Source organism: Nocardia sp. bgisy118 (assembly GCF_057708605.1).
Genome location: NZ_JBYISM010000013.1, coordinates 121155 through 135672, shown reverse-complemented (window position 1 = coordinate 135672; position 14518 = coordinate 121155). Strand labels below are relative to the sequence as shown.

14 protein-coding genes are annotated in these 14518 nt (G+C 70.1%); 11 read left to right on the top strand and 3 right to left on the bottom strand.

Annotated features, from left to right (window positions below):
• Nucleotides 1-141: 141 nt before the first annotated feature.
• The 3 genes from AC3EO7_RS18220 to AC3EO7_RS18210 are packed head-to-tail and all read left to right on the top strand — an operon-like array spanning nucleotide 142 to nucleotide 1416.
• A complete protein-coding gene (locus AC3EO7_RS18220) occupies nucleotides 142-408 on the top strand; it encodes an AbrB/MazE/SpoVT family DNA-binding domain-containing protein (protein WP_435591834.1) in 267 nt (88 codons plus the stop codon).
• Nucleotides 405-797: a type II toxin-antitoxin system VapC family toxin gene (locus AC3EO7_RS18215; protein ID WP_435591833.1), complete on the top strand. Its 393-nt coding sequence runs from the start codon at nucleotides 405-407 to the stop codon at nucleotides 795-797. The genes AC3EO7_RS18220 and AC3EO7_RS18215 overlap by 4 nt, the downstream gene beginning before the upstream one ends.
• Nucleotides 798-852: 55 nt before the next feature.
• Nucleotides 853-1416 carry an alpha/beta hydrolase gene (locus AC3EO7_RS18210; RefSeq protein WP_431969335.1) on the top strand — a complete coding sequence of 188 codons (564 nt, stop codon included), beginning with the start codon at nucleotides 853-855 and terminating at the stop codon, nucleotides 1414-1416.
• Here AC3EO7_RS18210 and AC3EO7_RS18205 read toward each other — a convergent pair.
• The gene (locus AC3EO7_RS18205; RefSeq protein ID WP_435591832.1) at nucleotides 1396-2460 is read right to left on the bottom strand and encodes an alpha/beta hydrolase; all 1065 of its coding nucleotides are present in this window, start codon (nucleotides 2458-2460) and stop codon (nucleotides 1396-1398) included. The genes AC3EO7_RS18210 and AC3EO7_RS18205 overlap by 21 nt on opposite strands.
• A 295-nt stretch (nucleotides 2461-2755) precedes the next feature.
• Here AC3EO7_RS18205 and mqo point away from each other — a divergent pair, with 295 nt between their 5' ends.
• The 6 genes from mqo (at nucleotide 2756) to AC3EO7_RS18175 (ending at nucleotide 10147) form a co-directional block, all read left to right on the top strand.
• Nucleotides 2756-4264, top strand: a complete 1509-nt coding sequence (gene mqo, locus AC3EO7_RS18200; protein ID WP_435591831.1) for a malate dehydrogenase (quinone) — start codon at nucleotides 2756-2758, stop codon at nucleotides 4262-4264.
• A gap of 18 nt (nucleotides 4265-4282) precedes the next feature.
• A complete protein-coding gene (locus tag AC3EO7_RS18195) occupies nucleotides 4283-4732 on the top strand; it encodes a GNAT family N-acetyltransferase (protein WP_431969329.1) in 450 nt (149 codons plus the stop codon).
• 520 nt (nucleotides 4733-5252) lie between these two features.
• Nucleotides 5253-7247 carry a magnesium chelatase subunit D family protein gene (locus tag AC3EO7_RS18190; RefSeq protein ID WP_435591830.1) on the top strand — a complete coding sequence of 665 codons (1995 nt, stop codon included), beginning with the start codon at nucleotides 5253-5255 and terminating at the stop codon, nucleotides 7245-7247.
• Between the two features lie 40 nt (nucleotides 7248-7287).
• On the top strand, nucleotides 7288-7902 hold the full coding sequence (gene cobO / locus AC3EO7_RS18185; RefSeq protein WP_431969325.1) for a cob(I)yrinic acid a,c-diamide adenosyltransferase: 615 nt from the start codon (nucleotides 7288-7290) through the stop codon (nucleotides 7900-7902).
• A 37-nt stretch (nucleotides 7903-7939) separates the two neighbouring features.
• Nucleotides 7940-9625 (top strand): cobyrinic acid a,c-diamide synthase CobB, encoded by a 1686-nt coding sequence (locus AC3EO7_RS18180; protein ID WP_435591829.1) that lies wholly within the window; start codon nucleotides 7940-7942, stop codon nucleotides 9623-9625.
• Nucleotides 9626-9790: 165 nt separating this feature from the next.
• Nucleotides 9791-10147, top strand: a complete 357-nt coding sequence (locus AC3EO7_RS18175) for a cobalamin biosynthesis protein (protein WP_431969321.1) — start codon at nucleotides 9791-9793, stop codon at nucleotides 10145-10147.
• A 255-nt stretch (nucleotides 10148-10402) separates the two neighbouring features.
• On the opposite strand, the gene AC3EO7_RS18170 is transcribed toward AC3EO7_RS18175, so the two are convergent.
• Both AC3EO7_RS18170 and AC3EO7_RS18165 read right to left on the bottom strand, forming a co-directional pair.
• Complete coding sequence (locus AC3EO7_RS18170) at nucleotides 10403-11506, bottom strand: Rv3169 family protein (RefSeq protein ID WP_488186275.1); 1104 nt, start codon at nucleotides 11504-11506, stop codon at nucleotides 10403-10405.
• A gap of 7 nt (nucleotides 11507-11513) precedes the next feature.
• Nucleotides 11514-12644, bottom strand: coding sequence for a phosphotransferase family protein (locus tag AC3EO7_RS18165; RefSeq protein ID WP_435591828.1), 1131 nt, complete (start codon nucleotides 12642-12644; stop codon nucleotides 11514-11516).
• A gap of 339 nt (nucleotides 12645-12983) precedes the next feature.
• Between AC3EO7_RS18165 and AC3EO7_RS18160 the strand changes: the two genes are divergently transcribed.
• A complete protein-coding gene (locus AC3EO7_RS18160) occupies nucleotides 12984-13139 on the top strand; it encodes a hypothetical protein (protein WP_431969315.1) in 156 nt (51 codons plus the stop codon).
• Nucleotides 13136-14491: a DoxX family protein gene (locus AC3EO7_RS18155; protein ID WP_435591827.1), complete on the top strand. Its 1356-nt coding sequence runs from the start codon at nucleotides 13136-13138 to the stop codon at nucleotides 14489-14491. Before AC3EO7_RS18160 ends, AC3EO7_RS18155 begins: the two co-directional genes overlap by 4 nt.
• Nucleotides 14492-14518: the final 27 nt, after the last annotated feature.

Sequence of the window (14518 nt, the reverse complement as noted above, 5' to 3'; positions counted from 1 at the left end):
GCACGGTCCGTGCCGCTGATTTCGGGCATTGACCGTAATTCTCGCCTGCCTTACCTTCATGTAAGGAATTCGGTTGCGGGTAAGGCGATTCGGAGGGGATCGCGGCCCGAGCCGATGGCCCAGCGGGATGAGGTGCAGGGTATGGCGATCGACAGCAGACCCATCGGTGAGCGGGGAAAGGTCGTGTCCGCGACCGTGACGAGCAAGGGGCAGATCACCATTCCGGTCGACGTGCGCGTGGCGCTCGGGCTGCGCACCGGCGTGGTCGTCGCCTTCGTGCCGACCGATTCGGGCAGCTACGAACTGGTGCCGGAGAACCGGACTGTCAAGTCGCTCAAGGGAATCGTCGGCTGGACCGGTGCGCCGGTGCCGCTCGGCCGAGAGGAGACCGGGGGAGTCGCGTCGTGATCGGCCTGCACGCCGACATCCTGATCCGCTACCTCGCGCAGGACGACCCCGATCAGGCGGAGCGGGCCGGTCAGGTCATCGAAGGGCTGAGCAAGAACCACCCCGGCTACGTCACCGTGCTCGTGCTGGCCGAGATCCACCGGGTGTTGCGCCGCCGCTACGGGCTGGACGCCGAGACCGTCACCGAGATCGTGCTCGGCCTGCTCGCCTCCGCCGAGATCGTGATCGAGCGGGCCGACACCGTCCGGCAAGCCCTGCGCCGCTGCGCCGAGGGCGCCGACTTCGAGGACGCGCTCGTCGAACAACTGGGGCGGGAGGCGGGATGCGATCTCACCGTCACCCTGAGCCCGGCGGCCGCGACGACCACCGGGATGCGATTGATGGTGTGAGCGGTGCGGCGGACACGCCGCGGGGGTGAGTAGCGGCGGTGTAGCGTACTCGGACATGGAGTCTCGGCGGATCACGGTCGGTGACCGGGCCTGGACCGTGCGGGTCGACGGCCCGGAAACACGGCACACGGTATTGCTCTTGCCCGACGCGGGCGATCCGGTGGACGTATACGACCAGGTCGCCGCGCGGTTGCACACCTCCGACCTGCGCACCCTCGCCGTGGAGTCCGTCGAAGGACTCGACTCGGCCGGGGTGCACGCGATTCTCGACCAGCTCGGCGTCCCCTACGCGCACGTCGCGGCGCGCGGCGCGGGCGCCACGGTGGCCTGGCAGACCTGCTCCGGCCCGTTCGGGCGGTTCATCAGCCTGGTGGTCGCCGACCGCGGCCATCCCGCGTCGCCCGCGGCCGACGGCACCGTCGACGACCCCGGCTGCCGTCCGCTGGAACTCCCGGTGACCGTGCTGGTCACCAAGCGGTTGCCGCGGACGGTCGCCGACGGCTCCGGTCGCTTCGTCTACGGCGAATTCCGCGTGGTGCAGGTCGACGTCGACAACGTGGCCACCGAAGCCGACCACGAAATGGCCACCGAGATCGTGCTACGCACCAGCCTCTGGTGATTCGGCCTTGCGCCGGTACACCGCCAGCCAGTCCAGCCAGTTGTCCATCTCGTCGAAGGCCTTGGCGCGCGGCTCGGCGGCGGAAAGGAACACGTCGTGGCGGGCGCCCTCGATCGGCACGATGTTGGTGCGATCGCCGAGGCAGCCGGACCAGCGCTGGATCTGCCTGACGTCGAGCACCGTGTCGGCCACGTCGGCGGCCGGACCGTACGCGCGCAGGAACTTGGTCAGCCGGGAACGCAGGATCAGCGCGGGCACCCCGATGTCGAGGCCCTGATGCAGCCGGAAGTGACCGCGGCGGATCGCGCGCAGCCAGCCGAAGCGCACCGGCGCACCCGCCAGCGGCTTCCAGTCCAGGTTGTAATCCCACTCGCCCGCCGCGCTCTTGTGCAGGCTGTCGCCGTAGGTGCTGATCGCGCCGCTGGGCATCTCCAGCATGGAACGGAACCGGCCGAGCATGCCGATGATCGGCGTGCCGATCGTCCGGTAGTAGGACGGACCCTGCAGGTCGAACCACGGGCTGTTGAGCACGAGCCCGACGATGCCCGAAGCGGCGACGCCCGCCGTCCGGTTCAGCCGGTCCAGCCACAGCGGCAGGATCAGGCCGCCGGTGGAGTGCGCGACCAGCAGTACCTGCTCACCGGCCTCCGCCTTGACGATGCGCAGCGCCTCGTTCAACTCCTCGTCGTAGAAGGCCAGGTCGGTGACGTAGTGCGGGCTCTGGCCGTCGCGCAGCGAGCGGCCGCACTTGCGCAGATCGAGGGCGTAGAAGCGGTGACCGCGCGCGGCGAAGTGCTCGGCGAGATGCTGCTGGAAGAAGTAGTCGGTGAAGCCGTGCACGTAGATCACGGCGGCCTCGGTGGCGGCCGCGCCGGAATCCGGGAGGTAGCGCACCAGGGTTGCCGAGATGTCGCCCTCGCCGTCGGGGTCGGCGCCCAGCGGGATGGACCGCTGCTCGTACCCTGCTCCGAGGACATCCGGCCGCCACTTGCCTCCGGTCCGCTCCGTGATATCGGACACGTCTAGCGAGGTTTCGTTCGTCACGAGACCCAATGTAGGCGAGGTCCGGCCCGGAAAGAAGATCGCTCGCGACCTGGAGCGGGGGAGGTATCTATGTCACATTCACCGGGTTCGTTGCTGGAATGCGACGTCGCGAGGTGCACAATTGGCGATAGGTGAACGGCGGGTAACCTTATCGACCGCCGAGTCACGCCAGGCTCGAAACGAATACCTGCGCCCGTCGCAACAACCGCATAGCGCCCGTGCCCAGGCAGACCACCGTGCCGGTGGCCGCGCCAGAAGTGACAAGGAAGTCGATCTACCCGTGCCGAACGCTGCCATGACTGAAAAGACCGATGTAGTACTCATCGGTGCCGGGATCATGAGTGCCACCCTCGGTGCGCTGCTTCGCCAGCTGCAGCCGGAATGGTCGATCTCGTTGTTCGAGCGGCTGGACGCCGCGGCGGCGGAGAGCAGCGATCCCTGGAACAACGCGGGCACCGGACACTCGGCCCTGTGCGAGCTGAACTACAGCCCGCAGAACGCCGACGGCTCGGTCGACGTGACCAAGGCCATCGACATCAACGAGCGCTTCCAGGTGTCGCGCCAGTTCTGGGCCTACGCGGTGGAGAACGGTGTCCTCGGCGACCCGTCGCGCTTCATCAACCCGATCCCGCACGTCAGCTTCGTGCACGGCGCCGACGACGTGCAGTACCTGCGTAAGCGCTACGAGGCGCTGGCGCCGCACCCGCTGTTCGAGGGCATGGAGTACATCGACAGCCCCGACGAGTTCGCGCGCAGGCTGCCGCTGATGGCCAAGGGCCGCGACTTCTCCGACCCGATCGCGCTGAACTGGACCGACGGCGGCACCGACATCGACTTCGGTTCGCTCACCAAGGAACTGCTCGCCTACCTCGGCGCCACCGGCGCCAACCTGGCCTTCGGCCACGAGGTGCGCGACCTGAGCAAGCAGTCCGACGGCAGCTGGAAGATCCGGGTCCGCAACCTGCGCACCCGCCAGACCCGCACGGTCGAGGCCAAGTTCGTCTTCGTCGGCGCGGGCGGCGGCGCACTGCCGCTGCTGCAGAAGTCCGGCATCAAGGAGATCGCGGGCTTCGCGGGCTTCCCGGTCAGCGGCCAGTTCCTGCGCTGCACCAACCCGGACCTGATCAACAAGCACGAGGCCAAGGTGTACGGCAAGGCCGCCGTCGGCGCCCCGCCGATGTCCGTGCCGCACTTGGACACTCGCGTCATCAACGGCAAGCCGGGCCTGCTGTTCGGCCCGTACGCGGGCTGGACCCCGAAGTTCCTCAAGGACGGCAGCAACACCGACCTGTTCAAGTCCATCCGTGCCGGTAACCTCGCGCCCATGCTCGGCGTCGGCGTCACCGAGCTGTCGCTGGTCAAGTACCTGGTCTCCGAGCTGCTCAAGTCGCAGTCCGGCAAGGTCTACACCATGGAGGAGTTCATCCCGCGGGCCGACGGCCGCGACTGGGAGCTCATCACCGCGGGCCAGCGCGTGCAGATCATCCGCCGCAAGGGCATCGGCGGCGTGCTGGAACTCGGCACCGCCGTGATCGCCGCCAAGGACGGCTCCATCGCGGGTCTGCTCGGCGCCTCGCCGGGCGCCTCCACCTGCGTCACCGCCATGCTCGACGTGCTGCAGCGCTGCTTCCCGGGCCAGTACGCCGACTGGACCCCGCGCCTGCGCGAGATGATCCCGTCGCTCGGCGTGAAGCTCTCCGAGGACAAAGCCCTGTTCCACGAGATCTGGGACTGGACGAACAAGTCGCTGAACCTCGCGAACGCGAACACGCCGAGGCATGCAGGGGTCGCGCTGACGCCGTAGGTGTGATAGCAAGGCGCGATGATGTCAACGGTTGCTCTCAAACGGTCATGGGCGCAGGATCTCGATACGGCGACCCTGTATCAGCTGTTGAAACTTCGCGTCGAAGTCTTTGTCGTCGAGCAGAAGTGCGCCTACCCGGAGTTGGACGGACTCGACCTGCTGCCGGAGACCCGGCACTTCTGGCTCGACGACGAGGGGGAGGTCATCTGCACCCTGCGCCTGCTGGAAGAGCACGAGAACGGCGTCAAGTCGTTCCGCATCGGACGGTTGTGTACCGCCGTGGCCGCTCGTGGGCACGGGTACACGACCCGGTTGCTACAGGCGGCGCTGGCCGAGGTCGGCTCGGCGACGGTGCGGTTGAACGCGCAGACCTATCTCGTCGACATGTACTCCAAGCACGGCTTCGTGGCCGACGGTGAGGAGTTCGAGGACGACGGGATCATGCACGTGCCCATGCGGCGGGGGTAGATCGCGGGCTGTGTTTTTGGCGCGCTGGCGCGCGCGTGTTCGCGGCCCCCTGGTGTCTCGCGTCCGAGCGTTCGAGTCTCGCGCCTGCGGCGCATGCGACTCGAACGCTCGGACGCGAGACGGGCCGCGAACGGGCTCGTAAGACTCGCCCCGGGGGTGGTCGGTGGTGCGTGGGTGTTGCGTTGTGGCTGTTGCAGTTGCTGAGTGGCTTTGCGGCTGATCGTGTGCGTTTCGGATACGTGAGATGGGCTGCGGACGGGCTCGTGAGACTCGCTCCTGGGGTTGTCGGTGGTGCGTGGGGGTTGTGTTCTGGCTGGTGGAGGTGCTGGGCGGTCGGGGCTTTTCGGCTGTGTCGTGTGCCACCTTTCGAGCACGGGAGGCAGGCTGCGGACGGGGTCATATGACGCGCTCCGGGCGTGGTGGGGAGTCTGCGAGGGGCTCGTTCAGGTTCGACCGTCTGGCAAGCGCTCGGTCGGGGTGGTTCGTGGACAAGGCATGCGCGCCGCTTAGGCTGGGGGACGTGTCCTTGTCCCGGGTAGAAACCGCGCCGTCGTCTCGCTCGTCTCGTGTGGATACCGAGGCGGGGTTTCCGTTCTCGGCGGTGGTCGGGCAGGAGCGGTTGCAGCTGGCGTTGATCTTGTGCGCGGTGCATCCCGGTATCGGCGGCGTGCTGGTGCGCGGCGAGAAGGGGACCGCGAAGTCGACCGTGGTGCGGGCGCTCGCGCAGCTCCTGCCGCCGGTGGTGGACGAGACGGGTGCGCGGCCGGCGCGGCTGGTGGAGCTGCCGGTCGGCGCCACCGAGGATCGCGTGGTCGGATCGCTGGATCTGGAGCGGGTGCTGCGCGACGGCGAGCAGGCGTTCCGGCCCGGTCTGCTGGCGGCCGCGCACCACGGCGTGCTGTACGTCGACGAGGTGAATCTGCTGCACGACCATCTGGTGGACGTGCTGCTCGACGCCGCGGCCATGGGCCGCGTGCACATCGAACGCGACGGCGTCTCGCATTCGCATCCCGCGCGCTTCGTGCTGGTCGGCACCATGAATCCGGAAGAGGGCGAACTGCGTCCGCAGCTGCTCGACCGGTTCGGGCTCACCGTCGAGGTGGCCGCCTCGCGCGACGTGGACGTGCGGATGGCGGTGGTGCGCCGCAGGCTCGACTACGAGGCCGACCCGGCGGGGTTCGCCGCCCGCTACGCCGCCGCCGACCGGGAGATCGCCGGGCGCATCCTGGCGGCCCGCGACCGGTTGCCCGAGGTCGCGCTCGACGACGTGGAGCTGCGGCGGATCGCGGCCCTGTGCGCGTCCTTCGACGTCGACGGCATGCGCGCCGACCTCGTGGTCGCCCGCACCGCGACCGCGCACGCGGCCTGGCGCGGCGGTGACGCCGTCACCGAGGACGACGTGCGGATCGCCGCGGAACTCGCACTGCCGCACCGGCGTCGGCGCGACCCGTTCGACGAACCCGGCATCAGCGAAGAGCAACTCGACGAAGCCATGAAAGAGGCCGCGGCGCAGGCCGACCGCGCGGAGGAGCCGACGCCGCCAACCGAATTCGACGGCGATCGCCCTGAGGCCGAAGGCTCCGACGGAGATCGCGGTCCCGAGGACCCCGACGGCGGACCCGACGCGCCGCCAGAAGGCCCCGGCGGCGGTCCCGCCCCGCGCGAAGGACGCACCGGCGCACCGAATCCCAGCGCCGCGAAGCCGCCGCGATGGGAGGTGCCCGGCGTCGGCGAAGGCGCGCCGGGCCGCAGGTCCCGCGCCCAGACCAGGCACGGCCGGGTCGTCCGCTCCACCACCGAGACCACCGCGGGCCTGCATCTGCTCGGCACCGTCTTCGCCGCCGCGCCGCACCAGCACGGCAGGGGGCGCGTCGCGGGCCCCCTCGCCCTCGAAGCCGAGGACCTACGCGGCGCGTATCGCGAAGGGCGCGAAGGCAATCTGGTGGTCTTCGTGGTCGACGCGTCCGGCTCCATGGCGGCCAGGGACCGGCTGTCGGCCGTCACGGGCGCGGTGGTGAGCCTGCTACGCGACGCATACCAGCGCCGCGACAAGGTCGCCGTGATCGCCGTGCGCGGCCAGGACGCCGAACTCGTGTTGCCCCCGACTTCCTCGGTCGACATCGCGGTCCGACGCCTCGCGGGTCTGCGCACCGGCGGTAAGACGCCGCTCGCGGCGGGCCTGCTGAAGGCGCGCGAGGTGATCCACCGGGAACGCGTGCGCGACCCGCGCCGCCGCCCGATGCTGGTGCTGCTCACCGACGGTCGCGCCACCGGCGGCGTCGACCCGGTGCCGCGCGCCCGCGCCGCCGCCGCCCTGCTCGCCAAGGACGCGGTCACGGCGATGGTGGTGGACTGCGAGCGGGGCATGGTGCGGCTCGGGCTGGCGGCGGAGTTGGCGGGCGCGCTGCGCGGCGGATATCTGCGGCTCGCGGAGTTGACCGGCGCCGCGGTCGCGGACATCGTCCGAGCGGGCTCCGTGTACGGTCCGGCGGCGAGGTCTGCCCGCGCGGCCTGACCGGCGCGGGCCAGGTGGTAGTGACGCACAAGGAGATTCGATGCCCAAGGGCGTGCCGGAGACGGTTCCGGACGATGGACTGACCACGCGGCAGCGGCGCAACCAGCCGGTGCTCGCGGTGCACACGGGTCCGGGTAAGGGAAAGTCGACCGCGGCGTTCGGGATGGCGCTGCGGGCCTGGAACCAGGGATTCGACGTCGCGGTCTTCCAGTTCGTGAAGAGCGCGAAGTGGAAGGTGGGCGAGGAGGCGGCGTTCCGCGCCCTCGGGCGGCTGCACGAGGAGACCGGAGCGGGCGGCGCCGTGGAGTGGCACAAGATGGGCGAGGGCTGGTCCTGGACCCGCAAGCACGGCACCGAGGAGGACCACGCGTCCGCCGCCCTCGCCGGCTGGCAGGAGATCGCGCGCAGGCTCGCCGCCGAACAGCATCGCTTCTACGTGCTCGACGAATTCACCTACCCGCTCAAATGGGGCTGGGTCGACGTGGACGAGGTGGTCGAGACGCTGGTCGGCAGGCCGGGCAACCAGCACGTCGTCATCACCGGTCGCGACGCGCCGCAGGCGTTGCTCGACGCCGCCGACCTGGTGACCGAGATGACCAAGGTCAAGCACCCGATGGACGCGGGTCGCAAGGGGCAGCGGGGGATCGAATGGTGAACCGGCGCGGTGTGGTCGCGCGCCGTCCGGTGGCGTGATGGGCGGTGTGCCTGCGGTCGTCGTCGCCGCGCCCGCCTCGGGGAGCGGGAAGACCACGCTCGCAACGGGTTTGATCGGCGCGCTGCGGCGGGCCGGACACCGTGTCGCGCCGTTCAAGGTCGGGCCGGACTACATCGACCCGGGATACCACGGGCTCGCGGCGGGACGGCCCGGCCGCAACCTCGACCCGGTGCTCGTCGGCGCCGATCGGGTGCTGCCGCTGTACCACCACGGCGCCGCTGGCTGTGATCTCGCGGTGGTCGAAGGCGTCATGGGACTGTTCGACGGCCGCATCGACGAGCACGAAACCGGCCCCGTCGCCGAGGGATCCACCGCCCAGGTGGCCAGCCTGCTCGGCGCGCCCGTGGTACTGGTGGTGGACGCCCGCGGGCACAGCCAGAGCCTGGCCGCGCTGTTGCACGGCTTCGCCACCTTCGGCAGCGGCGTGCGGCTCGGCGGCGTCATCCTCAATCGCGTCGGCAGCGAACGCCACGACCAGGTGCTGCGCGCGGCGTGCGCGCGGGTCGGGCTGCCCGTTCTCGGCTCGCTGCCCCGCATGGACGCCCTCGAGGTGCCCTCCCGCCACCTGGGTCTGATTCCCGCCGTCGAGCACGGTGCGGCGGCTGCGGCGGCCGTGGCGGCGATGACGGAACTCGTTGCCGCCCACGTGGATCTGGCGGCCATTGCGGCGCTGGCACGACCGACGTTCGGCGCGGTCGCGTGGGATCCGGTCGCGGCGGTGCGGGAAGTCGCGGGCGACGCGGCCCTGCGTTCCGGTTCGAATGGCACGGTCTCCACCGACCAAATGAGCTCTTCGGACCTAGCGGGCGGGCGTGCGGAGGGCGAGGAAAGTGGCCGCGAGCCTGCCGGGTCGACGTCAGCGTCGTCGATCGGGGACGGCCGGGAGCTTTCTGACGAGGATGCGGTCGATGCCACCCAGACGAGCCGCGCCGGTCGGTGGGGCGGCGATGCACCGAGTCCGGGACGGTCGACCACGGGACGCGGCAGGCCGACCGGTGCCGAGGGCGATTCCGATAGTGATGCGGCGATTCGGGCAGACCGCGGGCCCGTGATCGCCATGGCGGGCGGTCCCGCCTTCACCTTCGGCTATGCCGAGCATCGTGAATTGCTGACCGCGGCCGGGGCGCGGGTGGTCGTCTTCGATCCGCTGCGCGACGAACTACCCACCGGCACAGCGGGTCTGGTGCTGCCCGGTGGATTCCCCGAGGAGCACGCCGCCGATCTCGCGGCCAACACGGCCCTGCTCGCCGCCGTTCGCGAGCACGCAGGCGCCGGGTTGCCGATCCACGCCGAATGCGCGGGCCTGCTCTACCTCACCCGATCCCTCGACGGCCACGCCATGGCGGGCGTCGTCGACGCCGACGCCGAATTCGGCCCGCGCCTGACCCTCGGCTACCGGGACGCCGTCGCATTGGCCGATTCCGCGCTGTGGCGGGCGGGGGAGCGGGTGCGCGGCCACGAGTTCCACCGCACCAGGCTCGTCGTCGCCACCACCGACGCCCCGGCCTGGGGCTGGCACGACGGCGCGGGCGCCCGTGTCCGCGAGGGCGCGCTCGTCGGCCACGTCCACGCCTCCTACCTGCACACCCACCCCGCCGGAAACCCCACTGCGACAGCCCGTTTCGTCGCTGCGGCGGCCGACTACGCCCGTGTGCCGCACTGAGCTCCCCGCGCCTGCCGCGTCCGCCCACGCGGGGCAGGTTGCACCGCGGACCGCCGCCGTGTCGACGCCGCTGCCCGCGGCCCGTTTGTTCGGTGGTCGCCGATGAGCGGCCGATCCGGGGCCCGGCCACCGGACCTTCCCGGCGCATCGCACCGATCAGGAGTTGTGCCGGTCGCGATCGGCGTCGGTATGCGACCGGGCGCGGCCTCCGCGGCGATTCTGGCCGCCGTCCGGCACGTGCTCGACGACGCACCCCTCGTTTGCCTCGCCACCATCGACCGGCGCGGCGACGAACCGGGCCTTCGGACAGCCGCCGAAGAACTGGGAGTCCGCGTGCGCACCTTCACCGCAGCCGAATTGGACGCCGTCACGGTGCCCACACCGGCGGCCCGTACCAAGGCGGCGGTGGGTGCGGCCGGTGTCGCCGAGGCCGCGGCCGTTCTCGGATCGAATGGAGGAGTTCTGATGCGCGCCAAAGAGATTCACGGCGATGTCACCGTGGCGGTGGCGCGCATCGGCTGAACAGGGCTGCACTGGGACTGTCGCCGCGCCCAGGCACACGCCAGGACCTGGCCCCTGGTGCGACGGCCGCGCGCTGCGATGGCCGCCGCGACAGGCGTCGCCGAGGCTGGGGCCGTCTTCGGGTCGAACGGGGGAGTTCGGATGCGTGACCAAGAGATTCACGGCGATATCGCGCTGCCGTGGCGCGCCTGCGCTGAACGGGCTCACAGGGGCCCGTCGCCGCGCCCTGGTCCACGCCGAGGCGCGGCGCGCAGATCAGGGCGCCACGGACGACCAATCGGCGAACCCGGTGGGATCGTGGCGTCCGAGGGAGGCGTGTTCGAACAGACCCCAGCCCTCGGCGGAACCGCAGCGGGCGTGCGCCACGTGATCGATGACGCCGAAGGGGACGCGGGCGGCGATCGCGGGGTCGGTGAGGTCGTAGCGGCGGGACTCGGACCAGTCGCGGCCCTTCCACTGACCGTGCAACCAGTCGGGGTCGCCGCCGTAGCCGCAGCCGACGTGCAGCGGGACGCCGGCGCTCGGGGTGATCTCGACCTCCAGCGACTTGCCGTCCGGTGTGGTGAGATCGAGCCGCGCGGCGACGGGAATCCTGGTGCCCGAACGGTATCGGATGCTGACGCGCGGCCAGCCGAGCTGTTCGGTGCGGCCGTCCGGCCAGACGCGCACCGCGTCGTTGAGGGTGCGCCTGCCGTCCGGTTCCTCCTGCACGATCACCACGATCGCGAAATCGTCGAAACGCAGCGGCACGTACAACCACCAGAAACCGCCGGAGTGCTCGGCGGCGGCGCGTCCGGGCGGCTCCGTCTCACCGACCGGCCGGATGCCCCAGGAGCGGTCGCGGGTCCCGGTCCACACCGCGGGGTCGACCGTGATGTCCGTGCCGTCCACGCTCAGTGTCCCCGCCCACGAACCGACCTGCGCGAAGCGGGACGCCTCGATGATGGGCCTGCTGCCGTTGAGGATCAGATGCGGTTGTTCCTGCACGGCGGGGAAGGCTCCGGTCCAGGTGAGATCGCAGCTCAGTTCGTCGTGTTCGCAGACGACGCGCACCCGCTGCAGCGGTTCGAGCACCTCGACGCGGTACCCGCCCACCTTCATGTCCAGACTGCGATCACCGAGCGCGTCGGAGAAGCGCACCGAGTGCACCTCGTCACCGCGGCGGACGGCGACGTAGGCGTCGGTCACCCCCAGGTTCGGGTAGACGCCGAGCCCGCTGATCAGCAGGGTGCCGCCGTCGCGGTCGTGGGCGTTGAAATAGCTGCGGTCGTAGAAGTTCCGGTCGCTGGTGCCGACCCTGGTCATCGGGAGCGGGGTCTGGTGGATCGGGTATTCGTCGAGCGGCGCGGGTGTGGTCACGGTTTCCTCATGTCCAGTCGTAGGTTCCGTCGAGCAGCGCCTCCAGGCTTGCCCGGTGCATCACGTAGTCGTCCCGGTCGGGAGTGTCGGTGTCCTCGCCGAAGTGGATCATTCTGCGCTTGACCCTGGCCATCACGATCGCGTGCCGCAGCGCGGCGTAGACCAGGTAGAAATCCAGGTCGCGCACCGTATAGCCGGTCAGCTCTTGGTATTTCGCCACCACCTCGGAGCGGCGCAGGAAGTCGGGCAGGCCCGGCTGGTCGAAGCGAGTGGCGAGATCCTGGAAGAACCGGTGGATGAAGACGATCCAGGCGATGTCCAGCTCACGCGGACCCAAACCCGCCATCTCCCAGTCCAATACGGCGACCGGCTCGAACCCGTCGTAGATGATGTTGCCCGGCCGGGAGTCGCCCCAGGACAGCACGTCCGGACCGGGGTCCTCCGGCCAGTGCGCGTCCAGCCAGTCGAAGGCGCGCTCGATCAACGGGACCGGATACCCGTCGTCGGCCAGCGCCCAGCGGTACCAGGCGCGATGCCAGTCCACGTGCCTGCGCAACGCCTGCCCCGGCCCGTCCAGCATCGGGAAACGGCTCGCCGGGTCCGGGATGGCGTGGATCTTCGCCATTACGGCGAGCGTCTTGGTGGTGAGCAGCGCGCGTTCGGCGGGTTCGGCGTCGAACAGCCAGCCGTAGAAGACATACGGCGGGTTGTCGGCGGGAACCCGTCCTTCGATTCGGCGCATCACGAAAAACGGTGTGCCGAGCACGCTTTCGTCGGTCTCCAGCCAGCACAGCGGCGGCACCGGCACGTCGGTGGCGGCCGCGACCCCGGCCATCACGTGGTACTGCTTGGCCAGATCGTAGGTCTCGAAGACCGGGAAATCGGCGGCGCTCGGGGCCAGCCGCGCGACGAACGAGCCGCCCTCGTCGCGGCCGTTCACCCGCCATTCGGCATCGAAGAGCACCGAGGCGCTCGACATCCCGGAGCCCTGCGGCAGCGTCAGCTCGTGGACGCGCGGCGGCTCGTCGGCCGAGACCTTGCCCGCGAGCCAGCGCGACAAATCCTCGGTGAGTCCCTGTAGATCGCGTTCGCTGATAGTGAGCTGGCGCCGCTCGGTCGGATCGGGCTCGTCGGCCATCATCGTCCTCCTGTAGTCGGGCGGCGGGCCGCCCACCACCCGGCAATTCCGCCCGGGATACGTGACTGTAACGCGTTCTAATTCGGTGTCGCCGGGAATCGTCGGGAATAGTTCGCTGACCGAACTCCGGGGTTGACAGGGGTCGCCCTCATCCTTCTGGAGTACCGCGGCTACCCCGTGCGACGGAGCTGGAAATCGGGATGCCGCCGGAAGCGCCGAGGCGGCCCGCGCGGCTACCTTCGCTCACGGAAAGTCACCCAGGGCAGCGAGGAGGGATTCGTGCGGCAGCGCGACGGGCGAACCAGGCGCAGCGTCTCCGAGTGTCGGCGAGGTGCTGCCGTGCGGAATCGCAGCGAGGGGACCATCAGCGCAGTGCCCCGGCGCAGCGGTGTCGAGCATCGGCGAGGGGCGGCTCTGCGGGAGCGCGACGGGCGAACCATGAACTCGGCGTCCGCGGGCACGGCGGTGCCGAGTGTCGACGAGGTGTCGCTGTGAGCGCCATCGGTACGGAGGTGCTGGAACGAGACCGCGAGGACGTGGTCGATTCGTCGCCCCGGTGGTTGCTACCGGCCCGCATCGGCTTCCGGTTCTGTTTCGCCTACCTGCTGCTGTTCTGTCTGACGTTCGCGCAGATCCTGTTCGTCTTCACCGGTGTCGCCATGCGCTGGCTGCCGGAATCGGCGATCCGATGGCAGATGGACGTGGTCGAGCCGGTGGCCCGATGGACGGGCGAGCACGTCTTCGGCGTCGACGCGGTGATTCACGAGAGCGGTAGCGGTGACCAGACCATCATCTGGGTGCTGATCTTCTGCCTGCTGGTTGTCGCCGCCGTCGTCACCGTGATCTGGTCGGTACTGGACCGTCGCCGCGCAGGCTACGGCGCCCTCGGCGGGTGGTTCGTCACCTTCCTGCGGCTCTGCCTCGGCGGGCAGATGCTCTGGTACGGCTTCGCCAAGGCGGTGCCGAACCAGATGCCCTACCCGTCGCTGACGCGACTGCTCGAGCCCTACGGCAACCTCAGCATGACCGAGGTGCTGTGGAATCAGGTCGGCGCGTCGCCGTCCTATCAGGTGCTGCTCGGCATCGCGGAAGTGCTCGGCGGCCTGCTGCTGTTCTGGCCGCGCACCGCGACCGCGGGGGCGATGCTGAGCCTGGTGAGCATGGCGCAGGTCTTCGTGCTGAACATGACCTACGACGTGCCGGTCAAGATCCTGTCCTTCCACCTGATGCTCATCGCGCTGGTGGTGCTGGCGCCGCAGGCCAGGCGGCTGGCGAATGTGCTTGTGCTGGAACGGTCTTCGGAACCGGCCACGCAGCCGTCGCTGTTCCGCTCGGCGCGCGCCAACCGGATCGCCGCCGCCTTGCAGGTGGCGCTCGGCCTGTGGACGTGCTCGGGCGCCGTGTACACCGCGTGGGACTCCTGGCACGAATATGGTTACGGCGCACCGAAGCCCGCGCTGTACGGCATCTGGAATGTCACCGAGTTCACCGTGGGCGGCCACCCGCTGCCGCCGTTGACCACCGAGCCGACCCGGTGGCAGCGCCTGGTGTTCGACAAGTTCGCCACCAGCTACCAGCGCATGGACGGCGCGTTCGTGCCCGTCCTCGCCGACGTCGACACCGCCGCGGGCACCCTCACCATGACCGCGCCGTCGACCGCACCGGATGTCGCGCCGACGCGGGTGGCGACCTTCACCTTCGAACGTCCCGAGCCCGACCGGCTCACCCTGCGTGGCGATCTGGGCGGCCGGCCGGTCACGCTCACCCTGGAAGAGTTCGACCTGAACGACCTTCCGTTGCGCGGCGAGCGATTCCACTGGATCCAGGAGGTTCCGGACCTGAACTGAAAGGGCCGGCCCCCGGGACTGCGGGCC